Here is a 21,946-nt window from a genome sequence, read left to right as displayed (position 1 = left end):
TTAATATAACACCAGTTTAAAAACCTTGTCAATCCACCTTAACAATATAAGTGCCGGAATCTTCATCCATAAATACAATTTCTCCAAGTGACTGAAGAAGTGCATTATTCAGGCTGTCCTCATATTTCTCTCTTTCTTTAGAGCCCACAAAGATATAGGAAACACCATATTCCGTAAGAAGAGCTCTTACCTGGGTCTCATCCTGTGAAGTATAAATACTCATAATATCTGCCTGTTTCCGGTTCAGATCATCTGTATCATTCCTCCAGAGCCATTCGTGTACATACCAGCCAAGAATTGTTGGAAGACCTGTAGCTGCAGAAACACGCTCATAACCGCTGTAGCTGTCACCGTTTGCCTCCAGCACTACCGGAGCCCCTTTAATATTCTCCTTTAGCCATTGGATTGCAGACACATCCTCTGAAAAATCCGTATCCAGATAGCCCAGAGCATAAAGCCCCTGATAGCCTGACGGATTCAAAACCTTTCCAAACCAGGAATCCACACTTTTTCCAAAATATCCTACCGTCCAGATCAGGAAAAACAGACAGATTCCGGAAATGATCTTAAATACTTTCTGTCTGCTAACAGCCAGAAGTCTGTAAATTCCATATCCCATAGTCAGTGCAAACATAATATATGCCTGATAAGTAAGCTTGAACATAGTGTTTGCCCTGGCATTTCCATTTTCATAAATATCACGCACGTAAACAAATTCCGGGATTACCACCAGACCAATAGCGCAAAGTCCCATAATAATGGCAAAAAGATCTGCCGTGCGGATAGCTTTCATAAGACGGTACAGGCTCTTGTGCTCCATCCCCCGCAGCTTTTCCCAGAGAATAGAAATTACAAATGTAATGGTAAGAACTGCCGGAAGTCCCCAGAGAACCAGCAGCTGGTAGAAATAGGAATGGTACTTGGCAATTCCTATTCCATCCACCATAGTGTCAAACTGTAAGGTAAATGGCAGGATCACAAGATAGGCAAGCAGATAGATTTCTGCCATTTGTGCAAAAGTTACAACCATGATTTTCTTTATTTTTCCCTGGAAACGGATAATATTGGCAAAAAGCACCGTTCCAAGAGTTACTACATAATAAATCACAAAATCCCAGAAATTTGTCCACTGAAACATTCCGAGAAGCACACTGATTACCAGAAGATGAGGCATAAGAAGCTGCTCTTTCCAGAATTTTCCATCTTTCATGGAAGTCTCAACCGGTACTGTTTTCTTGCGCACACCCCTTAGCCATACATAAAGAAGTGCTATTACAAGAAGTACAAACATAATATTTACCACATGAGCATGAAGATCTCCCAGTACAAAAGAATAGCAGGGAAATTCATGTATCGTCCGGTCTTCCTCACGATATGGATTATATCCTATATAGCGGGTAGCATCCGGAAACCAGTAGCTGCTCACTTCCTTACCTGTCAGCTTCTCAATCAGGGGAATGATCTGCGCATAAATTACGTAATGCATATTTCCTGCAATGGAAACAGCTGTACCAGCTGTAAATCCAGCTGCAAAAGGAAGTCCTTTTATTACTTTTTCGCTTTTTTGCAGTCCCTTCATACGGTCTGACATCATCTGGTAAACAAGGGAAAATGGCATTGCAAAAGCCAGTCCGGCTACAAAGGTACGCATAAGATTGTAAGTCAGTTCCACCTTTGTATGGGAAAGCTTGGTAAGAAAAACAGCAAAATACTGACCGCCATAATAATAATTAATATGTCCTTCTGAATACCACAGATCTCTTGCCGGAAGTGTGGTGCTTCTCATCATAGCTTCCATAAAACCATAATCCATGAACTTCTCGGTTCCATATGCAGCAGGGCGGAATCCTGCCAGATATGTCCACATAAGAAATGCAAGGAAAAACAATAATTCTTCCCAGTAAATCAGAGAAATCCTGTCAACTGGAAAACATTCTGTCTTTTCTTTTGATTCCTTTCGAAGAAGGAAAAAACAGATAACTGCGCATAGGATTGTTACAGCAGCACAAGTCAGGGCATTAAAAGGGATTAGTCTGATAGCTGTCAAAAACCAGGTAAGAAAACCTGTTGCAGCAATCGCCAGTACCTTAGAAAAAATCCATCCTTTGTCCTCAAAACGCCAGAACAGTCTTCCTGTAACAGGCATTGCAGCAAATCCCATCACTCCCGCCAGAAGCCACCAAGTCCAGAAAGTCCACACATCACCTTTCAGTAAAAATGCAGATAGGCCAAGCAGCACCACCGCCAGCAGAAGTTTAATTATTGTTTGTGTACTGATTTTTTTCTTATTCTTTTGTTCCATAAATTCTTATTCTCCCGTCATCTGACTGATACACCAGAGGATATGTATCCGCAATCACATCTTCGCGGCATTCTTTCTCCTCAAATTTCATACCTTCCTCAAAAAGGATATATGTAATTTGTTCTTCCTCAACTGTTTTCTTTAGTACCTGTGCGCTGGCTGTTGTATAGATTTCTACTGCCCTGGCAGCCCTGTAATAAGTGTCATAGCCTGCGGACCATGCATAATAAGGCCATCCCAGATACATCATAACCCCTGACATAGTGACTTCATTTATACTGTATTCCGGTGTCAAAATCAGATCGTCTTTTTTCAGATTTTCTGCAAGCCAGCTGGTCAGTCCACTGTTCAGGTTCACAGAAACCCGATGTCCTGAATCATTATCTTTTAGGATTACTGCAAAATCATAAATTCCTGTTATGGTCAGACTAAGTGCCAGAATCAAACTCAAAATTTTCCCAACAGCACCTTTCCAATGGAACAATCTGCTTACAGCTCCACCCCAGAAAACAGCAAGGAATGCATAAGATATTATAATATATTTATGATTCACGTTTATATCTGGTGTAAGAGACGCCACAAATGCAAAGATTGTTGGGAAAAGTATACTCACTGCAACTGCTCTTTCCATTTTTTTCAGAAAAAACAGCAGTACTAAAACGCCAAGGAAAACAATGCCGCTTATTTCAAATAAATATACAGCTATGCCTGGAAGTGATTTCTTTTCTGCCAGAAATCCAAAATATACAGAAGGTGATACAACACTTCCCCATACAAACATTTTAGATTGAATTTCCGAGAACACAACTGTCACGATTGCCAGAATCAGATAGTCAAGTTTTCCATCAGAAAAAAAGGCAAATCCCATAAGAATCAGAAGACATGCAATTACAGCAGCTCCATTCCAAAATGAACACAGACCCAATAGCATTCCGGCAAAAAGAGCTGTATCAGGTTTCTTAAACATCCATGCTTTTTTTGTAAGAAATCTGTTCTTCAGCCACAATATTCCCTTATCTTTCTCTGCACAGCTTTCTTCCACCCAGTCCAGGAAAATCCATAATACCAGCGCAGCCATCAAAAGACCAAATCCCAAGTGCCGCTGATTCAAATATACATTAAAATTCCAAAGTCCCCAGTTCTCATTGGGGGTATATCCAATAAAAGCAGTATTCCCGGCCAGAGTCTCCCACAAATCACCAGCCTGTAAATGTTCATATGCAAATCTGAAAAAAGCAGTTCCACTTCGAAATACAACAAACAAAACAGAAAGCACTCCGGCACTCATACTGCCAAAGAACCTTTTCGCCATAGAATACAGCATGATAAAGAAGCACCAGAGTGACAGACTGCTTACGGCATTGTACGCTATATCAATTCTCATTCCAAGATATTCCAGGTTTCCTGTCAGAAACTGAAACATAAAATGGTATTTTACATCTTCACCACCAAAATGAGGATACTGCGTGGGGAAATTATTTCCCAGCGAAAATGATCTCATCATCGCTGTATGAGGGGCATAATCTCCAAATACAGTAAATCCGGAATACAAATATCCGTCACTAACATGAAATACAAATACCATGATCCAGGTAATTCCCGCCAGTAAAATCAATAAGAACACGATTTCTTTCGCTGGAGGAACCTCGCCGGAAAGTCTTTTAATAAATTTCCCAAAAGAACCTTTTCTTCTATAACAGCACAAGAGCAAAAATATCCCCACAGCTGCCATCACCATCAGATTTGCTCCAAAGAGGGGGTTCTCCGCTTCAGAGTACACGCTTAGCAGCCATGCTGCTATATAGACAGCCCAGGTCATAAGCAGCACACCACTTCCAAATGACGCTGCAAAAGTCACCCACAAGGGCGTGATTCCTTTTTCTCTCATTCTTTGTTCCGGCAAAAAATTATGGGTAACTTCCCTACCCAATAATGCTGCCAGAATCAGATAAACACATCCTAACATGGTATTTTCCCTCGCTTATTTTTTCCAGTCCAGTATAGCAGAATCCACAGCTTCTGAAAAGTGTATAGTTTTTGATAAACTGAAATGTTTTTTCATTAACAGAGGATTCTCATTGTTCATTATTTTTTATGTATTCTTCCACACCGTCAGCCACTGCTGCCGCTACTTTTTCCTGATAATCATCCTGTAACAGTTTTCCGGCTTCTTCCGGGTTCGTAAGGAATCCACACTCCACAATATTCAATATCCCCGGGCTTCGTTTCAAAAGATAATAAGTAGTATTTCCTTTCGCCTGCCTTGGCCGCTCCACCTCAAGATAATCATTCAGTTTCTCCTGAATTATTTCCGCCAGTTCTTCTCCCTTAACAGAGTCCCGATAATAGAAAACCTGAGGCCCCTTCACCCCAGAATCTTCGTAACTGTTCTGATGGATACTTACTGCAAGTACAGGCTTTACTTCCTGAATAAGAAAAATCCTTTTTTGCATATCCTGTACTTTCTTATTATTAGAGTCTTCATCGTATAATCCCACGTCTGTTTCCCTGGTCATAACCACCTGAAAATCTTTCTTTTCCAATGCACTTTTCACTTTCAGGCCAATGGCAAGATTTACATCCTTCTCCTTCAGACCGTCTATCCCGATCATACCTGGATCCATTCCTCCATGACCACAATCCACCACAATTACCTGCTTCTGATTCATCTCTACCGATACTGCTGCCGCCTCGCGGGAAAGATAATAAAAGCATATCAGCAAAAGACATCCCATAATCAGCTCCACTATATGCTTTTTCAATATAAAACACCCCCTGGCATATAATATATAATGTTATCGTTAAACTTTCGTCTTTTGTCGCTGTTCACGACCTTCACATTATTTATATGTCTCAGAGAGTGTTTTTATCATTCGTGTATTAGAGCATGTTTGAAAAAGGCGTAACTGTTCAGTACCCTCACAGCAATATGCTTCGCAAAATAGTACCTGTTTTAATTAGACGCAGACAGATTATCTGTGATCACCTGCCAGATACTGCTATTCTCAAATCCCAATTTCCATGCTGCCACACCGGCAAGATTATATTTCTGTACCAGCTGTACCTTCGCTGCAATAGACTGAGAATCCTCAATCCAGATCTGGTAAGTGCATCCATCCTTCTCAAAGCTTCCATAATTCTGACTTACATCGCTGTCCCAGTATACCTGGGCATTATTTGTATTTACTACTTCCTGGGCAGTATCCATGCCAATTGCCTCACTGGATAAGCTGCCAGCTTCTGTTTTCCATAATCTTGTGTAAAATGGAACTGCATTGATCACACGCTGCGCCGGAACTTCAGCGATAGTATCCTGAATTCCCTTCTCTACCCATGGAAGAGACGCTACTGAGCCCGCTTCCTCGGATCCAACGTAGTGCTCGTCATATCCCATAATAATGACATAATCTACTACCTTGCCCTGTTCAGCCCTGTCATAATGACTGGTGAAATCCTCTGGAACCGGATTGTCTACGGAAAGAACAAGATTGTTCTTATGGCATTCTATAGAAAGCTCCCGGAGGAACTCCAGGAAATGAACGCCCACGTCCTCACTAAGCTGCTCGAAATCCACATTAATTCCATCAATTCCAGCTCCAACAGCTGCATTCACCAACTGTGAAACCAGATTCTGTCTGGAACTTGTTCTGGACAATACCTCATAAGTACTGATGTCCTGCGTAAAATTGTCCACAAGTCCCCATACCTTCAGCCCTTTTTCATGGGCAAGAGATACATAATCAGCTGTAGCATTGTTGATAATATTACCATTGTTGTCAGTTACATAGAACCAGGTTGGTGAAATTACATTCACTCCGGTCATATTCTGAATAGCCTCCGAAAGTCCTGCATTGGCATCTGTGGACATTACCTGATGCCATACCAGATTCACTGGCTGGTCCATGGTAAGATAAGTATAAGATTCCCCAACTGCTTCTCTGTCCATATTCAGATTCTGAATATCACTTACACTGCTCTTCTCTATATATCCGATATAACCATCCCATGTGGCTACCTGATCCCAGTTCTCCAGTTCTTCCATAAGGATCAGATTATCTCCTTTGTTTACCCTGGACAGTACTTCTGATTTGATTCCTCCACGGTAGCGCACATATGTATCCTTAGTTGCTGTGACAACTGATACGCCTGAAAAATCCTTCTGAATCGCTATACGGTTTGGCTGCTGGTACACATAAGTATCCAGATCTGTATATCTCTTTATAAAATCAAGGCTCAGATAAGCGGTTCCGTCCTTCAGCCATACATCACCGCCCGCCTCAGCGGAAGCAGGTGTATAAATCAGCTCCGACGGAGTAGCGTACAGAATCTGCTGACCTTCTTCATCCCAGTAATATCTCTGGTTCAGATAACTATCCACCACGTCTACAGGAAGATATGGCTGTTCGCCAGACATAACTGCCTTCTGCTCCAGAATCTGGGTACCTACTATAATTACGGCTTCTGAATCGTCTGTCTGTCCATAATATTCAGTCAAATCCATCTGTTTCCTGGTAGGAATGCGGCGCATGATCAGGGTTGTAACAATTCCGATCAGGGTAACTGCTGCGATCAGCATGCATACCACTACTACAGGATTAATTCTTCTCTTCATAAAATATTTATCCTCTCAGTGAACGTCTAATTGATATCTGCTGCGGACTTTTCCACAGTCAATTATCATTATAACATATTTTTTTTCAGGATTGTATTACATAATTCGACTTTTTACAATTTGTTTACATTATTGAATGTTGGTATCTAGTACATCGAAAATTAAGTATCTGCTATATTGACGTAGGATGATTTTCTCATATGCAAGGCGGAGGAAGGAGGCGTAGCGGTGGCTACGGCGACTGACGACAACGCAGCAGATGAAAAATCAGACAAGTCAATATGGCAATTACTTAATATTCGATGTACTAGAATCATTCCTGCAATCAGCAACACCGGAAATTTCTTCCTGCCAAAGCATGAGTAGGGGGAAACTGCTGGTCTTGAAGAAATTCCGGTATGTACTGAATATTCATGGTTTACAACTGCTGATCATCGATTACAAAATCGAAATCCACACGGGCTATATGCCCATTCTCGTCCTCTGTATAATCCCGCATATATCCTCCGCCATCTGCAATCTGACAGGCTTTTGCAATGGCTCTGGCATCACTGGGCAGCCCTTCCAGATAAAGAGCAATTCCCAATTCTTCATACTGATTCAGCTCACCCTCCAGCGATCTGCAGGATTCTTCCTTTCCTGATCGTGATATACGCTTCGTGTCCTAACCTCCTTTCCTCCTTTATGGATTCAGAAAACACCTGAATCATTTTGCAGAAAAAAGAGACGGAATGTGAGCTCATTTCATCTTCAGGGAATGCAAACACCGCCCCAGCTGATACGCTGCATGATAAATCGACGCTGTTTTTAGAAAAAATAGATGTTAATGTTAATATTTAATACGAATCTGTGTTATCTCTGTTCTCAATTGCTTGTGAGTCACAGATCCATTTCTTTTTTCTTGTTCCCCATTATACGGATTCATTTTCCATTATGCAATAGATTTTGACCAGTTTATTCTTTTTTTCCATTCTGTTTCGAAAAATTTAATAAGTTGCAACTGAAATTTACAAACTGAAATTACCTGTTTTTTTTCCTATTGCACTTTTGAAACATATATTATACAATGAGGAATCAAGATAGCTGATTGTTACTGTTCACTGGTAGTGTTCCGCGAGGTGTTTTTGTGAATATAGTTCACAGAAAACCTGGGAAACCCGGCGCGAAATCATGCGAATGCATGATTTCTGTGCATCGCGAAGTGTGTTGTTATTCGCGAAGTGAGCATTAACAACTGATTATGGTAATCTTTTAATAATAAACACTATTTCCAAGAACAGGATGTGATCATATGAAAATAGAAAAAATCAGTGACAATCAAATCCGCTGTACTCTTACAAAGGAAGATCTGGACAGCCACCAGATCCGTATCAGCGAGCTTGCCTACGGCACAGATAAAGCCAAGAAGCTTTTCCGTGAAATGATGCAGCAGGCTCAGATTGAATTTGGCTTTGAAGCTGATAATATCCCGCTGATGATCGAGGCAATTCCCGTAAACGGTGAAAGTGTCATTCTGATTGTCACCAAGGTAGAGGATCCCGAAGAACTTGACACTCGTTTCTCCAAATTTTCACCATATAAGAAAACCAAGCAGGATACCCTTCATTTCGATGGTGCTGATAATATCATCGATATCTTCCAGAAATTATATGAGGAGACACAGAAAGCAGCCTCTCAGGGAGCTTCTTCCAGTAACAAGGAGGTCAAAGAATCTGGAGCTTCCAGGACTTCCAGAAGTACGGAAGCTTCTGAATCTGTTTCCAATACCCGGAAAGTTTCGGTAAACCTGATACGGCTCTATACTTTCCATACTCTGGATGATGTCATTGCTGCCGCACATGGACTGGATGGATTCTATAAAGGCGTCAATACTCTTTACAAGGATGAAAATTCCCTTTACCAGCTGATTGTACATCAATCCTCCTGCACAGCAGAAGAATTCAATAAAGTATGCAATATTCTTTCTGAATACGGCAGCGGACGCGCTTTTAATGCTGCCGGAGAAGCTCATTTAAAGGAACATGGTGAGCTTATTTCTCGCAAAGCCTTGCAGCAGCTTGCAAAAATCTGAAATAAAAAGAATCCTGCCTGCAGGATTCTCCGCCTGACAATTCCAAAATGCCTGCACGCTGCGCAGACATTTTGAACAGGCTAGAGCGTGTTTGAAAAATCATTCCCGCAAATTGTGACGCACATCTTGCAGAAAGCCTTTTTCAAACACGCTCTAAAACCTTATTAAAAAGGACTGGCAAATCGCCAGTCCTTTTTATTATAAGTTCGTATATACTCTGTCGGGGTTACCTTCTCAACCGGAACAGCCCGTCAAGAAACTATATACTAACGGCCTGCAAGATAATCGTTCAGCTGCTGGATTAAAACATCAGCATCAATTCCGTGTACCATAGCAGCCTCCTCCAGAGATTCCATCTGTGCGGATGGGCATCCTACACATCCCATACCGGATGCCATAAGAATACCAGCCATATTAGGATCTAACTGAAGAAGCTGACCAATCAGCATATCTTTTGTCACCTGTGCCATGATCTGTTTCCTCCTTTTTTATATCGAGTTACTGTTCATACCTGACCAGCAACTGCTTCTCTCGTAAAAAATTCCCTGCCATTACATCAAAACCGGCAGTAACTCTCCACGTTCCACTATTATAATACCAAATACACATTTGCGCAACCGTCACAATTCTAAAATTTTGTTTATAATTTTGTACTTGATATCCTTTGACATATATATTAGAATAGACTCATATCCCAGAAAGGGTTTCTGTTCACTCTGTGAACAGTAATCATAAGGGAACTAAAGAGATTAAAGGAGGATATAACAATGGCATATGTAATTTCTGACGAGTGCGTAAGCTGTGGAACATGCGAGAGCGAGTGCCCAGCAGGTGCTATTTCTCAGGGAGATGATCATTACGTAATCGATGCAGATTCCTGCATGGACTGCGGAACTTGTGCTGATGCCTGTCCTACAGGCGCTATCAGCGAGGGTTGATTTTCCCACATAAGTGATGATAGCATGAAGGGGAGCTTCCTATGGAGCTCCCCTTTTTCAAACACATTCTACACTCCGTTTTTCTTTTTTCCCTTCTTCTCCGAAGATGCAGCTGCTTCTCTTCTTGCCATCTGCTGTCTCCTGATGGCTGCATCCAGAGTGCGCCACCTGTCTTCTCCTTCTTTTTTGGCATGAAGCTCCTGAGTAATCAGACGTTCTAATATCTCCTGAAACTCCAGAATCTTTTTATCTGGCTCCGCTTTAAAATTCTGAACATTCTCCAGCAGTTCTTCCCGAAGTGTATCTCTTGTTTCATTCTCTTCTTTTTCTATACTCTCAGATTCCAGTAAATGTATTTTATCCTTTTCTTCCGGCACGATTACTTCCATTCCTTCTTTTTTTGTAAGTTTTGGAAGAAGATCATGTATCGCCCGAAGCTGCAAGCCTCTGTTCTTTAGTTCTTTAATGTTCAAAAACAGTTGAATATCATCCTGGGTGTAGCAGCGATGCCCCAGCTCATTTCTGCGAATAGGAAGGGAAAGTTCATCCTCCCAGTAACGAAGGACATAAGATTTCACCCCTGTCAGCTTCACAGTCTCAGCCACGGTATAGCATTTTTCCATACTACCCCTCCTCATGAAATTGTTGCTGTCCACAAAACAAATCGGTCTGGCTGCCAGACAGCATCCGTATGGACAATAGCATAATTCACTGTTTTTATTATAACAAAAGGTCTTTCAAATGCAAGAAAAAAAGGTCGACATAACATGCCGGCCTTTTCGAAGAAATACCATAATCAATCAGCATTTCCTTATTTTTTCATATTTACAAACTGTGTATACTGAGGCAGCCATACCAGCTCAACGGTACCAATAGGACCGTTTCTCTGTTTCGCTATAATGATCTCAGCAATTCCCTTTTTCTCCGTATCCTTATGATAATAATCATCACGGTAGATAAACATTACCATATCAGCATCCTGCTCAATAGCTCCCGACTCTCGCAGGTCAGAAAGCATAGGTCTGTGATCCGGGCGCTGCTCTACAGCTCGACTGAGCTGTGAAAGTGCAATGACCGGAACGCTGATCTCACGGGCAAGTGCTTTCAGGGAACGTGAAATATCGGAAATTTCCTGCTGTCTGGAATCAGAATGTCCGCTTCCACTCATCAGCTGAAGATAATCAATCATAATAATTCCAAGATTGTGCTCTAATTTGTATTTTCGGCACTTGGAACGCAGCTCGGAAATGGAAATACCGGGGGTATCATCAATAATAAGATTAGAGCGTCCGATAATATCTGCACCCTCCACCAGCTTGGTCCAATCCTCGTCTTTCAGATTACCAGTTCTCATATTCTGGGAATCCACATGAGATTCCATGGCAAGGAGACGGTTTACAAGCTGCTCCTTGGACATCTCCAGACTGAATATCGCTACCGTAACGTCCTTACGAAATGCCATATACTGGGCAATATTAAGAACGAAAGCAGTTTTTCCCATAGACGGACGGGCTGCGATCAGCACCAGGTCTGAAGCATGCATTCCGGAGGTCTTGTAATCCAGATCCACGAAACCGGTAGGAATACCAGTTACCGTTCCCTTCATCTTGGAAGCTTTCTCAATATTGTTCACCGCATTCAAAACCACCTGCTGGATAGGCACAAACTCATCACTGGAGCGTCTCTGAAGAACATTAAACAATTTCTTCTCCGCTTCCTCCAGGATCATTTGTGTGCCTTCTTTCTCCATATAGCAGGCATTTTCCACTTCCTCATTCACTTTGATCAGTCTTCGAAGGACAGCCTTTTCGCTGACAATATTGGCATAATACTTTACGTTGGCAGAAGTGGGAACTGCAGAAATCAGATCTCTTACATATTCCATACTGCTGATATCTGGTGGAAGTTCCTTCTCTTTCAGACGGTTCTGAAGAGTGATCAGATCCACCGGCTTTCCTTCATTACATAACTCCACCATGGCATCAAAAATAATACCATACTGGCTCTGGTAAAAGTCATCACTTGTAAGAATCTCTGATGCTACCAGAATGGCATCACGGTCCAGGATCATGGAACCAATAACGGACTGTTCCGCTTCAATGCTGTGAGGAAGTATCCTCTTGATCAATGCTTCTTCCATTTCGTAAAAAACATCCTCTCCTGCAGCTTTATGCATTACTGTTTACACTTCTTCACAGTAGCCCTTATGCCTCTTCCTTTACCCATACTTTCAGGCTTCCGGTTACCTTAGGATGAAGCTTAACCGGTACATTTGTTACGCCAAGATTGCGGATCGGGTTTGGAAGTACCAGTTTCTTTTTCTCTATATCGAGATTCAGCTGTTTCTTGGCAGCTTCTGAAATTTCTTTTGTGGAAACAGAGCCAAATGTTCTTCCGCCCTCTCCCACTTTAAGAGTAAGAATAACCTCTTTATCTTCAAGATTCTTGGCAAAAGCTCTGGCAGCTTCTAAATTCTCCTGGGCAACTTTCTCTTCATTTGCCTTCTGAAGCTTCAGATCATTTAAGTTCTTTGGAGTTGCCTCAAGTCCAAGCTTCTTCGGCAGGATCATGTTTCTTGCATATCCGTCACTGACGTTTACAATCTCTCCCTTTTTTCCAAGGGCTTTTACATCTTCCAGTAAAATTACTTTCATTCTTTGAATTCTCCTTCCTGGTATAACTGATCTATAATATCTTTGATCATTTTCTCTGTCTCATCTTCTGTAGCCTTCACCTGGGCTCCGGCAATGTTCAGATGACCTCCGCCGCCCATTCTCTCCATCATAACCTGCACATTGACCTCATCAATGGCACGGGCACTTACATACACCTCATTATTATATGGAGTAAGAACAAAAGAAGCCTTCACACCTGCAATATTCAGAAGCTCATTTGCGGCCTGGGCTCCTACTACTGTAGGACTTTCCAACCCCTCGCTGGGGCATCTTCCTATTGCAAAACAATTTCTGTAAATCTGGGCAGTGCGGACAACTTCCGCTCTTGCCTTATATGCATCAATGTTATCCCGAAGCATTTTGCGGACTCTTGTAATATCTGCGCCATTTCTCCGAAGATAAGCAGCTGCTTCGAAAGTACGCACGCCGGAGCGTGTAGTAAAATTATTGGTATCAATTACCATACCTGCATACAGACAATCCGCCTCCAGGCTGCGAAGACGCAGATCCTCGTCAAAATACTGAAGGATCTCGGCAACCATCTCACATGTGGAGGATGCATATGGCTCCACATAGGAAAGTACTGCGTTCTGTATCACTTCACTGCCTCTTCTGTGATGATCCAGCACCACGATCGTCCTGGTCAGATAAAGAAGATCCTGACACTCTGTATAACTTGGTTTGTTTGTGTCCACCACAACCACAACTGTATTATTATCCACAAGATCCTTTGCCTGGGCACAATCTACAAACATGGAAGGCTCATAATCCGGATTATTGATATACCCCGCCATCAACGGACGGATGGATGTGGTCGGATCATTTACTACAATATGGACCGGCTTGCCAAGGGTCTTTCCTGCGCGATAAATACCGATTGCAGCCCCAAGGGCATCTACGTCTGTGATCTTATGTCCCATAACCACAACACGATCCTTGGTGCTCATAAACTCTTTCAGCGCCTGTGCCTTCACTCGGGCCTTTACGCGGGTATTTTTCTCCACCTGCTGGGATTTTCCGCCAAAATAGGCGATGGAATCTCCATTCTTAATTACTACCTGGTCACCGCCGCGTCCAAGAGCCATCTCAATGGCAATACGGCAATATTCATAATTCTGCAGATAGTTTGCGCCGTTCAGACCAATACCGATACTTAGGGTGACTGCCATTTCATTACCAATATTGACCGTCTTAACTTCATCCAGAATATGAAAACGCTGTTCTTTCAATGCTTCCAGGGAACTCTGACGCATGATCAGGAAGTATTTATCCCGCTCCAGCTTGCGTACAAGTCCGTCAAAATTGGAAAAATACTTGGTGATTTTCCTGTCGATCAGTGCGATCAGAAGGGATCTTCTGACTTCTTCCACACCTTCCAGAGCTTCTTCATAATTGTCCAGATATGCCAGAGCAACTACCAGCTTATCATCCTCATTCTTCTGAATATATTCCTGAAGCTCTGTCTCATCATAGAAAAACATTGCCACAAGATTAATGTCTGCATCCACATTTTCCAGAATACGGGCTTCATTTACCACATCTTTCATAGTAACCAGCTGCATGGAAACACGATAGATCCTGTCACCAAAGTTGGTGCTCATCTCTGTGATCTCCTGTTTCTCAGGTACAGGAAGTTTATCCGGTGTGATCTCCGGAAAAATAGTGGTAATGTGCTTGTTATACAGCTGTTCTTTCCCGGTAAGCTCTGCAAATACCTTGTTGGACCAGATCATTCTTCCATTGGTGTCCATAATGGCATAAGGAAGAGCCAGATCATCCAGAAGACGCTTCTCAAGAGATTCATACTGATTGGCAAACGCGATCAGATCATTGAGAATCAGCGGCCTGTGAAAGCGGGTAAGCAGAAGTGCTGCCACAATATATACCACAATTCCAAGTGTAGCAAGAATTCCTGCTTTCACACTTACCATAAAAATAAGAATATCCAGCCATATAAGAAGAATGGTCAGATACAGTGGCCACCTCATGAACTGCTTCATGGATCCCTTGAATTTCAGTTTTTTATTCATAAGTTTATCCTCACTTACAAATCCTCAGGTACCTTTTACATAGTGACAGGCAAAATACGCCTTTGCCAGATAGTATAACAGATTTCTGAGTATTTTTCCATAGAAGATTAGAGCGTGTTTGAAAAAGGCTTTCTGCAAGATGTGCGTTACAATTTGTGGGAGATTTTGCCCGGATGAGGGCGCCGTAGTGGGCTACGGCAACCGAATTCGGGTGAAATATACCGCAAAGTGGGGCGTGCAGATTGCGGAAATGGTTTTTCAAACACGCTCTAGATAGAAAAACCGCCATCCTTCCGGATGGCGGTAAACACTTCCAAATTAGTCCTGGATGTATGGCATCATAGCAAGATGACGTGCTCTCTTAACAGCAACAGTCAGAGCTCTCTGATGTTTCGCGCAGTTTCCTGTGATTCTTCTAGGAAGGATTTTTCCTCTCTCGGAAACATATTTTCTTAATTTTGCTACATCCTTGTAATCGATCTCGTTATTCTCTTTACCACAGAATACGCAAACTTTTTTTCTTCTGCGGCCGCCTCTTCTCTTCATTGGAGAATCTGGTCTTTCGCTTCTATTATTGTAAGCCATGTTGGTTTTCCTCCTGTTTTATTCAGTTCTAAGAGCTAAGCTCTAGTTAAATGGCAATTCCTCGTCAATGCCATCCGGAATGTTCATAAAGCCCTCTGCAGCGGTTCCCGGGTTCGGCATAGATGCCTCCGGTGCACTTGTGCGCGGATGGGAAGCAGCATAACTGTCGCTGGAAGCCTTGCTCTCAGCAAACTCCTGATCTTCCACAACAACCTCTGTAGTGTAAACCTTCTGTCCATCACGGTTGGTATAGCTTCCGGTCTGAATACGACCTGTAACGGCAATCTTCAGTCCCTGACGGAAATACTTCTCAGCAAACTCTGCCGTACGTCCAAAAGAAACACACTGAATGAAATCAGCACTTGCTTCTCCATCGCGACGGAATCTTCTGTCTACCGCTAATGTGTATCTGGCAATTGCCAGTGCATTCTCTCCTGCGGAATATCTTACCTCAGGATCTCTTGTTAAGCGTCCCATTAAAATTACTTTGTTCATTCTTCTTACCTCTCTTAATATACTAAGTGAACGGGCTCTTAATGGTGCTTTCTAAATCCGATTATGCAAAAAGATTATGCGTCTTTTCTGACAACTAAGTATCTTAATACGTTGTCCATGATACGTACATGTCTTTCTACTTCTGCCGGACACTGTGCGTCTGCCTCAAACTGAATAAAGTAGTAGAAGCCTTCATGCATTTTCTGAATCTCGTAAGCTAATTTCTTCTTACCCCATTCTTCAACGTCTGTGATAACGCCATTGTAACGAGTGATGTATCCTTTAGCTTTCTCAACTACTGCATCACGTACTTCGTCTTCAACTTTTGCGCTAACAACTAATGCTAACTCGTACTTGTTCATGCTTGTCTTACCTCCTTATGGTCTGTTGGCCCTTTGCCTGTCAAAGAGCAAGGATATTTTATATATCACGATTTTTGATTTTAACATACTTTTTTCAGGCTGTAAAGCATTATTTTTCCTTTTTTTGAAGATTTTTTGTGTTTTTCTCCACCATCTTCCGCGGTACCATGATCTGGTGTCCACAGCCCATACATTTCAGGCGAAAATCTGCACCTACTCTTAAGATTTCCCATTCTTTGCTGCCGCATGGATGACCCTTCTTCAATGTAACAATATCTCCAACTTCATAAACAACTGCTGCCATATATAAACTCCTTATTTACCTGCTTCATTTCTGCTTTAGAACCTTTTTCAGCACACTATTTTTTTACTTTTATCTGGGAAAACACCTGTCCGATAGGCTCCTTGATCAAAAGATCTGCATACCGATCTCTTGGTGTCGGGGACTTGTTGATCACTACCAGATGTTCTCCGGAAAAGTAATCGATCAATCCTGCCGCAGGATAAACAGCCAGGGACGTCCCTCCTATAATAAGAACCTGCGCCTGGGAAATGGCACGCACAGACTCATTGATAGTGCAGTCATTCAGTCCTTCTTCATAAAGAACCACATCCGGCTTGATAATTCCACCGCAGGAGCACCTTGGAACCCCTTCCGCTGCTTTCATATATTTAAAGTCATAGGATTTTCCGCATCTCATACAGTAATTCCGGTATACACTTCCGTGAAGCTCCAGTACATGTTTACTGCCTGCCATCTGATGCAGATTATCAATATTCTGGGTGATAACTGCTTTCAGCTTTCCGGCTTCTTCCAGCTCTGCCAGCTTCAGATGAGCTGCATTCGGCTTCGCTGTATCGCATAGCATCTTGTCCTGATAAAAACGATAAAATTCCTCAGGATGACCCATGAAAAAGGTATGACTTAAAATAGTTTCCGGCGGATAATCATACTTCTGATTATAAAGTCCGTCCTGGCTTCGAAAATCCGGGATCCCGCTCTCCGTAGAAACTCCTGCTCCTCCGAAAAATACAATATTATCGTACTGGTCGATCAGCTCCTGAAGCCTTTCCACTTCCTTACTCATGTCCATTCCTCCAATCATTATACGGTACACATTTTTCAGTAATATGCTTTCCGATATCTCTCTCAAAATCCCTCTGCAGCCCTGCAGAAATTTCCCGGCCGTTTACAGGTCTGCATGCTTTTTTCAAGAAGATCCGATTCTAATTATCACCTGTCTGCTTCGTGCTGTCTGATTTCTGCACAACATCCAAAGTATCCACTCTTTTTCCCTGAACCACATAACGGGTAGACTCATTACCGGTACATGTGGAAAGGGTAACGATCTTGTCGTCTACGCCCAACTCACCTGGTGTAGTCTTAACATCAGAATAGGAGACTATTTTATTCATATAATCCACAAACTCCTGTCCAGGTCCCTTAAACAGTGTATATGTATCACTGTTTACCGCTGTGGTATACGCAGAAATAATCTCATACCGGTAAGTCTTCTCCGGGGTAAAGATCCAGAAATATTTGCTCTTATTGTAAGCAGAATCATCCTTACTGAAATTCTTCAGCTGTCCAAACATAGTCCCATTCTTCATATTGTGACCATATACCAGCGTATTGCAGTCACTGAAATCTGCCTTATTCTCATAATCAATGAAAATAGTTCCGGCAAAATTATAATTCTTCTCATATGTCAGATGAAGATACTGGTCATTGTCAGTTCCCTTTACCACCGGATAGCTGACACCATCAAGTGCCTCCACATAGATCCAGCCGATCACATCTGTATTAATGCTTCGAAGAGAATCAAAATCAATATCTAGCGGGGCCTTCAGAGACGGTCCGTCTGGTCCTGCTGCTTCCTCACTTTCACTGGTACTGTCCTGATCCGGATCACGCTCTGTCACCGCCATCTGGGCAATCGCATTATACTCATCTGAGCCTTTCTTATACTCTGTATAAATGTGATAAAGATTGTATGCCGCGTAGCAAAATATACAGATTGCAGCAATCAGTACAATTGTGAGAAATATATCTCCTGCTTTTTTCTTCTTTTGGGGTTTCTTATCTTCGCTCATGGCAACCTCCTTCTACCAATATCATTCACATAATCTGAAGTTTCGCATATATAAAACTTTTAAAGTCTCTCTATATTATATAGGCTATAAAATTTTCCTGCAACCTCTGTCTCAGGATATATTACCAGTGAACAGCAACAGTTCCTGTTCACCGGTAACATTCCGTGAGGTGTTTTTTGTGAACAAAGTTCACAGAAAACCCGAGAATTGCGGCGCGAGATCATGCAAAGCATGATTTCGTGCTCAGAGTATTATACACGTCATACCTTCAGCATCAGTAATTCCTACATTCTTCACTTATTCTTCCAGCAAATCCCTGCACTCTTTCCTCAGCTCATTTTCTTTTTTGCTGTAAAGCAAAAGTTCACAATGTTTAAAATAAGAAGGACAGCCATACTGAGAGATGAAAATACTGCATCTGTCATCTCCTGTCAGTCCGGTTTCAAACAACAGCAATTCCTGCCCTTCCCCAAAGCACTCTTCCAGAAAAGAAAAGGCTTGTTCCAGCATCTTCTTCGTTTCCTCAAGTTTCTCGTTTCGTAATCTGCAAACATTGCCAAACCTTTCGCCGATTTGTTCTATTCCTTCTGCCACGTCAGAAATATGCAGCTCTTTCAACTGGAAAAAATACTCTTCCAGAATTCTGATCTGTTCCTCTTCCCTGGCAGCTTCTTCTGCTGTCAGAAGCTCTGAACAGATTTTCGCATCTAGTGCTTTTCTTCTGGAAGCAACAAACTGTTCCATAGCTTCTACACTGTTCTTTTCCTGCAAAAAAATCTTCAGCAATTTAAGATTTTCGTATAGTTTTTCTGTCTTTTCATCTATTTTCTGAAAAACTGAAATTCTTTCTGTCACAGCTTCAAGAAGCATTTCAGTTACAGTAAAGCGTTCTTCAAAAGATGCTTTTTTTCCCATATCGCAACAAGTCTTCAATTGCCCGGAAATTACATTTCCATCAAGAATTTCCTGTATCTGATAATCAGATTTATACTTCTCATACAGTCTGTAATAACCGGCAAAATCTCTTGCAATTTCCTCTTTTTGAAGGAATTCTCCAATCAGTTCCTCTCCGATTTCCACTTGTAGTTCCTCATAACTTTTCAGGATTTCGGAAAGATCCTCCCAACCTCTGGCAGTCACAAAAAACTTGCCATCCACTGTATTTTCCACTATATAAAAATTCTCTTTTTTAAGGGAAAGATAGGACAAAATTGCGCCATGTATGCCCTTTTCCCCCGCATATTCCAGCCATACATCTGTATCTGCCTGTATGGAAATCTTTCTTACACGATCCAGCGTAACAATGTCAAATTCCCGGACAGATTTGTTGTATGCAGGCGGATTGCCAGCAGCTACAATAATCCATCCCTGCGGTACCTTATGGGTTCCAAAGGTCTTGTTCTGCAAAAACTGCAGCATAGCCGGGGCCAACGTCTCTGACACGCAATTGATCTCATCTATGAAGAGGATTCCCTCCTTTTTTCCCGTTTGTTCTATGTACTCATACACAGAAGCAATAATTTCGCTCATGGTGTATTCTGTTATATTTGTTTCCATACCACCGTAATTCCTGGTCACAATTTTGGGAAGTCCCACTGCACTCTGACGAGTATGATGCGTGATGGTGTAAGCCACCAAGCCCACCTTGCATTCGGCTGCAACCTGCTCCATAACAGCAGTTTTCCCGATTCCCGGCGGACCGATCAGAAGGATCGGGCGCTGCCGTACCAAAGGATAGGTATAAACTCCATTCCCGTCCTTTTTCAGATAAGCAGCAAGGGTATGGATAATCTCATTTTTTGCGTCTTTGATATTCATATTTTTATCCTTTCGCCGATAACCAGTTTATAAGCCCAGTCCGGCACAAGTTTCATATTTTCCGTCTTTTTCACAAATACAAAGGCCGTTTCATAATCCGGTTTCTGTCTCGGATAAATCCCATCTCCGTCAGTAAAATAGATCAAAGCCTTCAGATTCCGCAATCCCCGCTTCTCCTGTTCCTTTCTGATCAGTTCAAAAACAGGCCTGAAATCGGTTCCTCCCCGTCCCTGTATGGTTATCTTCTGCATATATTCTTTCCACTCTTCCTCTGAATGGATCACCCGGTACCACTGAATACAACAGTCACATTGGACAATATATACTTTCATTTTCTTAAAAAAATTCTCCCTGGTACTGAGGATCTGGTAAGTCTCTCCAAGAAATCTCCGAACCAGCTCCTTGGAACAGGAACCAGAGGTATCAATGGCGATCACCAATTCCTCCAGACGATTCACTTCTTTGTATTCCAACGGCTCGATCAGCGGCAGATTTCCATATTGCTCCATTCCAAAATTATAAAAAATATAATCAAAGCTATCCTCATCCAATTGGATTTCTTCCCTGGGAAAAGCAAATTTTCGGAGAAATTTCCGATAATCATATCGGCTTTTGTACAGTTCTTCCAATTCCTCTTCTTTACTTCCAGGACTTGCTCCGATCCGATGCTTCTGCCGCTCCCTTCCAAGGGTGGTATATGTAAGAATCTTTTCCCACCTGCTCCGTTTTTGTTCCCTTTTCCATGGATTTACACTCCACAGGGAATGATCATCAAAGGAAAAAAGAGATTCCAGCTCTTCAATATTAAAAGGGAGTTTTTCCTGTTTCAGAAGCTGATAAAGTACCTGTGCAGAGCAATTTCTGCCCTCTATAAATTCAAAAATCTGTCTTCTTTTTTGCAGTTCTTCTGACGGATACTGCCATAAATTTTCCGGAATATTCTGCCAGATCAGAAGCTCCACAGCCAGATCACAAGCCACATTCCACAATCTTTCTTCCATCTTTTTGTCAGAAAAAGGATGCTGGTAAAGGCAGTGAAACAACATGTGCAGACAGCCTCTTTTCAGCCTTTCTGGATTCTCTGCCCACGTATAGATCAGAAATACAGGGTCTGCTATTATCCTCTCACCGTCAGTTCCAATTCCATGGTTCCAGGACTGCAAATAGCTCTCATTTCCCATGCTGCGCGGAAACATGTTTGTCTCCACGACCGCCGAAAGGGCTGCTGATGCATAAGAAAAAAATGGAAATCTTGCACAGATTTCACTCCTGCAGATATGCAGGATTTTCATTCCCATTTCCTGGTATTGCCTTTTTTTCTTTATGAAACTGCCTGTATTTTCAGACATTTTTCTTTCTTTATTATCCTGCATAGTTCCGCTTTCTTTCCTGCTAAAGGTCAAATTTTTTCTCTTTATATCCGTATTTCTGATCCTTTAACCTCATCAGCCACACCAGGCTCTCCAGCTTTCGCTCTCTTCTGGCAGTACAGATAAAATTCTCCAGTTCTTCTGCTCCAAACCAGCCAAAACTCTTCAAGAGCTCCATTTTCCCCACATTCTCTTCCCGGATCAAAGCTTCCATAGCAGGGCGGATTCTTCGCTTCAGATACTGGCCATAGGCAGTTTTTTTCTCTTCTTCGCACTTATTTGCTAAAAAAAATCCTTCCAATGCGCAGGCAAGCCGAATCCGCTCCTGTCCTGTTGTCTGGAATTTTTCATACCGCATATCACGCTCTTTTTCCATATATAATCCCAGCTTTCTTGCAGTTTCCCTGCTTCTTATTATAATCCATCCTGCCTTTTCCCACAATCGTATTTTTCTCATTTGCCACATACGCTCTCTCCTGTTATAATAAAAATACCAAAGCGTGTTTTTGAAAAATCATTCCAGCAAGATGCGCGTCACAATTTGCGGTATATTTTGCAGAAAACCTTTTTCAAACAGGCGCTAAGAACAACAGG

23 protein-coding genes and 3 pseudogenes are annotated in these 21,946 nt (G+C 42.1%); 4 read left to right on the top strand and 22 right to left on the bottom strand.

Annotation, left to right across the window (positions count from 1 at the left end):
• Nucleotides 1-28: 28 nt before the first annotated feature.
• From LIZ66_RS01370 to LIZ66_RS01350, 5 genes are all read right to left on the bottom strand, one after another.
• Complete coding sequence (locus LIZ66_RS01370; RefSeq protein WP_226837578.1) at nucleotides 29-2,302, bottom strand: DUF2298 domain-containing protein; 2,274 nt, start codon at nucleotides 2,300-2,302, stop codon at nucleotides 29-31.
• On the bottom strand, nucleotides 2,286-4,268 hold the full coding sequence (locus LIZ66_RS01365; protein WP_227200027.1) for a hypothetical protein: 1,983 nt from the start codon (nucleotides 4,266-4,268) through the stop codon (nucleotides 2,286-2,288). Before LIZ66_RS01365 ends, LIZ66_RS01370 begins: the two co-directional genes overlap by 17 nt.
• Nucleotides 4,269-4,377: 109 nt before the next feature.
• Nucleotides 4,378-5,064, bottom strand: coding sequence for an N-acetylmuramoyl-L-alanine amidase (locus tag LIZ66_RS01360; RefSeq protein WP_226815392.1), 687 nt, complete (start codon nucleotides 5,062-5,064; stop codon nucleotides 4,378-4,380).
• Between the two features lie 191 nt (nucleotides 5,065-5,255).
• Complete coding sequence (locus LIZ66_RS01355) at nucleotides 5,256-6,914, bottom strand: glycosyl hydrolase family 18 protein (RefSeq protein WP_148463157.1); 1,659 nt, start codon at nucleotides 6,912-6,914, stop codon at nucleotides 5,256-5,258.
• 418 nt (nucleotides 6,915-7,332) lie between these two features.
• Nucleotides 7,333-7,500 (bottom strand): hypothetical protein, encoded by a 168-nt coding sequence (locus LIZ66_RS01350; RefSeq protein WP_227200025.1) that lies wholly within the window; start codon nucleotides 7,498-7,500, stop codon nucleotides 7,333-7,335.
• Nucleotides 7,501-8,205: 705 nt separating this feature from the next.
• Between LIZ66_RS01350 and LIZ66_RS01345 the strand changes: the two genes are divergently transcribed.
• Nucleotides 8,206-8,985 (top strand): adaptor protein MecA, encoded by a 780-nt coding sequence (locus LIZ66_RS01345; RefSeq protein ID WP_118581522.1) that lies wholly within the window; start codon nucleotides 8,206-8,208, stop codon nucleotides 8,983-8,985.
• On the opposite strand, the pseudogene LIZ66_RS19715 reads toward LIZ66_RS01345, so the two are convergent.
• Nucleotides 8,945-9,109: pseudogene (locus LIZ66_RS19715) on the bottom strand (hypothetical protein); the annotation flags it as partial. The gene LIZ66_RS01345 and the pseudogene LIZ66_RS19715 overlap by 41 nt on opposite strands.
• On the opposite strand from LIZ66_RS19715, the gene LIZ66_RS19710 reads away from it, so the two are divergent.
• Nucleotides 9,084-9,290, top strand: coding sequence for a DUF6783 domain-containing protein (locus tag LIZ66_RS19710; protein WP_368365937.1), 207 nt, complete (start codon nucleotides 9,084-9,086; stop codon nucleotides 9,288-9,290). The pseudogene LIZ66_RS19715 and the gene LIZ66_RS19710 overlap by 26 nt on opposite strands.
• On the opposite strand, the gene LIZ66_RS01340 is transcribed toward LIZ66_RS19710, so the two are convergent.
• On the bottom strand, nucleotides 9,252-9,455 hold the full coding sequence (locus LIZ66_RS01340; protein WP_117851487.1) for a DUF1858 domain-containing protein: 204 nt from the start codon (nucleotides 9,453-9,455) through the stop codon (nucleotides 9,252-9,254). The genes LIZ66_RS19710 and LIZ66_RS01340 overlap by 39 nt on opposite strands.
• 297 nt (nucleotides 9,456-9,752) lie before the next feature.
• Between LIZ66_RS01340 and LIZ66_RS01335 the strand changes: the two genes are divergently transcribed.
• Nucleotides 9,753-9,923: a DUF362 domain-containing protein gene (locus LIZ66_RS01335; protein ID WP_118583690.1), complete on the top strand. Its 171-nt coding sequence runs from the start codon at nucleotides 9,753-9,755 to the stop codon at nucleotides 9,921-9,923.
• Nucleotides 9,924-9,991: 68 nt separating this feature from the next.
• Here LIZ66_RS01335 and LIZ66_RS01330 read toward each other — a convergent pair whose 3' ends face one another.
• From LIZ66_RS01330 to LIZ66_RS18900, 5 genes and pseudogenes are all read right to left on the bottom strand, one after another.
• Nucleotides 9,992-10,546: a MerR family transcriptional regulator gene (locus LIZ66_RS01330; protein ID WP_173715668.1), complete on the bottom strand. Its 555-nt coding sequence runs from the start codon at nucleotides 10,544-10,546 to the stop codon at nucleotides 9,992-9,994.
• A gap of 188 nt (nucleotides 10,547-10,734) precedes the next feature.
• Nucleotides 10,735-12,063 (bottom strand): replicative DNA helicase, encoded by a 1,329-nt coding sequence (gene dnaB / locus LIZ66_RS01325; protein WP_118583698.1) that lies wholly within the window; start codon nucleotides 12,061-12,063, stop codon nucleotides 10,735-10,737.
• Between the two features lie 64 nt (nucleotides 12,064-12,127).
• A complete protein-coding gene (gene rplI, locus LIZ66_RS01320; RefSeq protein ID WP_118583688.1) occupies nucleotides 12,128-12,577 on the bottom strand; it encodes a 50S ribosomal protein L9 in 450 nt (149 codons plus the stop codon).
• Complete coding sequence (locus LIZ66_RS01315; protein WP_118583686.1) at nucleotides 12,574-14,628, bottom strand: DHH family phosphoesterase; 2,055 nt, start codon at nucleotides 14,626-14,628, stop codon at nucleotides 12,574-12,576. The genes rplI and LIZ66_RS01315 overlap by 4 nt, the downstream gene beginning before the upstream one ends.
• Nucleotides 14,629-14,638: 10 nt before the next feature.
• Nucleotides 14,639-14,830, bottom strand: a pseudogene (locus tag LIZ66_RS18900) (DUF6783 domain-containing protein); the annotation flags it as partial.
• Between LIZ66_RS18900 and LIZ66_RS18895 the strand changes: the two are divergent.
• The gene (locus LIZ66_RS18895; protein ID WP_306797036.1) at nucleotides 14,768-14,905 is read left to right on the top strand and encodes a DUF6783 domain-containing protein; all 138 of its coding nucleotides are present in this window, start codon (nucleotides 14,768-14,770) and stop codon (nucleotides 14,903-14,905) included. The pseudogene LIZ66_RS18900 and the gene LIZ66_RS18895 overlap by 63 nt on opposite strands.
• A 41-nt stretch (nucleotides 14,906-14,946) precedes the next feature.
• On the opposite strand, the gene rpsR is transcribed toward LIZ66_RS18895, so the two are convergent.
• From rpsR to LIZ66_RS19705, 10 genes and pseudogenes are all read right to left on the bottom strand, one after another.
• On the bottom strand, nucleotides 14,947-15,213 hold the full coding sequence (gene rpsR, locus LIZ66_RS01310) for a 30S ribosomal protein S18 (protein WP_118583682.1): 267 nt from the start codon (nucleotides 15,211-15,213) through the stop codon (nucleotides 14,947-14,949).
• Nucleotides 15,214-15,255: 42 nt separating this feature from the next.
• The gene (locus LIZ66_RS01305; RefSeq protein ID WP_118583680.1) at nucleotides 15,256-15,708 is read right to left on the bottom strand and encodes a single-stranded DNA-binding protein; all 453 of its coding nucleotides are present in this window, start codon (nucleotides 15,706-15,708) and stop codon (nucleotides 15,256-15,258) included.
• Between the two features lie 74 nt (nucleotides 15,709-15,782).
• Entirely contained in the window at nucleotides 15,783-16,070 is a 288-nt protein-coding gene (gene rpsF, locus LIZ66_RS01300) for a 30S ribosomal protein S6 (RefSeq protein ID WP_117851485.1), read from the bottom strand.
• A gap of 109 nt (nucleotides 16,071-16,179) precedes the next feature.
• Nucleotides 16,180-16,374, bottom strand: coding sequence for a DUF951 domain-containing protein (locus tag LIZ66_RS01295; RefSeq protein ID WP_173715669.1), 195 nt, complete (start codon nucleotides 16,372-16,374; stop codon nucleotides 16,180-16,182).
• 55 nt (nucleotides 16,375-16,429) lie between these two features.
• Nucleotides 16,430-17,158, bottom strand: coding sequence for an NAD-dependent protein deacylase (locus LIZ66_RS01290; RefSeq protein ID WP_187565727.1), 729 nt, complete (start codon nucleotides 17,156-17,158; stop codon nucleotides 16,430-16,432).
• 139 nt (nucleotides 17,159-17,297) lie between these two features.
• Complete coding sequence (gene srtB, locus LIZ66_RS01285) at nucleotides 17,298-18,164, bottom strand: class B sortase (protein WP_226837582.1); 867 nt, start codon at nucleotides 18,162-18,164, stop codon at nucleotides 17,298-17,300.
• 297 nt (nucleotides 18,165-18,461) lie between these two features.
• A complete protein-coding gene (locus tag LIZ66_RS01280; RefSeq protein ID WP_226837584.1) occupies nucleotides 18,462-19,982 on the bottom strand; it encodes an ATP-binding protein in 1,521 nt (506 codons plus the stop codon).
• Entirely contained in the window at nucleotides 19,979-21,274 is a 1,296-nt protein-coding gene (locus LIZ66_RS01275) for a vWA domain-containing protein (protein ID WP_227227629.1), read from the bottom strand. Before LIZ66_RS01275 ends, LIZ66_RS01280 begins: the two co-directional genes overlap by 4 nt.
• A 100-nt stretch (nucleotides 21,275-21,374) precedes the next feature.
• Complete coding sequence (locus LIZ66_RS01270; RefSeq protein WP_226837588.1) at nucleotides 21,375-21,818, bottom strand: hypothetical protein; 444 nt, start codon at nucleotides 21,816-21,818, stop codon at nucleotides 21,375-21,377.
• A 13-nt stretch (nucleotides 21,819-21,831) separates the two neighbouring features.
• Nucleotides 21,832-21,912 (bottom strand): annotated as a pseudogene (locus LIZ66_RS19705) (DUF6783 domain-containing protein); the annotation flags it as partial.
• Nucleotides 21,913-21,946: the final 34 nt, after the last annotated feature.

It is taken from the genome of Blautia faecis, assembly GCF_020554845.1.
Lineage (GTDB): Bacteria > Bacillota > Clostridia > Lachnospirales > Lachnospiraceae > Blautia_A > Blautia_A faecis.
This window is presented reverse-complemented; position numbering and strand designations above follow the sequence as displayed.

Coding starts and splice junctions, on each gene's coding strand:
- dnaB (WP_118583698.1), bottom strand. CDS start 12,063: ATGGAAGAAGCATTGATCAAGAGGATACTTCCTCACAGCATTGAAGCG.
- LIZ66_RS01280 (WP_226837584.1), bottom strand. CDS start 19,982: ATGAATATCAAAGACGCAAAAAATGAGATTATCCATACCCTTGCTGCT.
- LIZ66_RS01335 (WP_118583690.1), top strand. CDS start 9,753: ATGGCATATGTAATTTCTGACGAGTGCGTAAGCTGTGGAACATGCGAG.
- LIZ66_RS01315 (WP_118583686.1), bottom strand. CDS start 14,628: ATGAATAAAAAACTGAAATTCAAGGGATCCATGAAGCAGTTCATGAGG.
- LIZ66_RS01305 (WP_118583680.1), bottom strand. CDS start 15,708: ATGAACAAAGTAATTTTAATGGGACGCTTAACAAGAGATCCTGAGGTA.
- srtB (WP_226837582.1), bottom strand. CDS start 18,164: ATGAGCGAAGATAAGAAACCCCAAAAGAAGAAAAAAGCAGGAGATATA.
- rpsR (WP_118583682.1), bottom strand. CDS start 15,213: ATGGCTTACAATAATAGAAGCGAAAGACCAGATTCTCCAATGAAGAGA.
- LIZ66_RS01290 (WP_187565727.1), bottom strand. CDS start 17,158: ATGAGTAAGGAAGTGGAAAGGCTTCAGGAGCTGATCGACCAGTACGAT.
- LIZ66_RS01370 (WP_226837578.1), bottom strand. CDS start 2,302: ATGGAACAAAAGAATAAGAAAAAAATCAGTACACAAACAATAATTAAA.
- LIZ66_RS01330 (WP_173715668.1), bottom strand. CDS start 10,546: ATGGAAAAATGCTATACCGTGGCTGAGACTGTGAAGCTGACAGGGGTG.
- LIZ66_RS01275 (WP_227227629.1), bottom strand. CDS start 21,274: ATGAAAATCCTGCATATCTGCAGGAGTGAAATCTGTGCAAGATTTCCA.
- LIZ66_RS01355 (WP_148463157.1), bottom strand. CDS start 6,914: ATGAAGAGAAGAATTAATCCTGTAGTAGTGGTATGCATGCTGATCGCA.
- rpsF (WP_117851485.1), bottom strand. CDS start 16,070: ATGAACAAGTACGAGTTAGCATTAGTTGTTAGCGCAAAAGTTGAAGAC.
- LIZ66_RS01270 (WP_226837588.1), bottom strand. CDS start 21,818: ATGTGGCAAATGAGAAAAATACGATTGTGGGAAAAGGCAGGATGGATT.
- LIZ66_RS01340 (WP_117851487.1), bottom strand. CDS start 9,455: ATGGCACAGGTGACAAAAGATATGCTGATTGGTCAGCTTCTTCAGTTA.
- LIZ66_RS01365 (WP_227200027.1), bottom strand. CDS start 4,268: ATGTTAGGATGTGTTTATCTGATTCTGGCAGCATTATTGGGTAGGGAA.
- rplI (WP_118583688.1), bottom strand. CDS start 12,577: ATGAAAGTAATTTTACTGGAAGATGTAAAAGCCCTTGGAAAAAAGGGA.
- LIZ66_RS18895 (WP_306797036.1), top strand. CDS start 14,768: ATGTGCGTTACAATTTGTGGGAGATTTTGCCCGGATGAGGGCGCCGTA.
- LIZ66_RS01295 (WP_173715669.1), bottom strand. CDS start 16,374: ATGGCAGCAGTTGTTTATGAAGTTGGAGATATTGTTACATTGAAGAAG.
- LIZ66_RS01345 (WP_118581522.1), top strand. CDS start 8,206: ATGAAAATAGAAAAAATCAGTGACAATCAAATCCGCTGTACTCTTACA.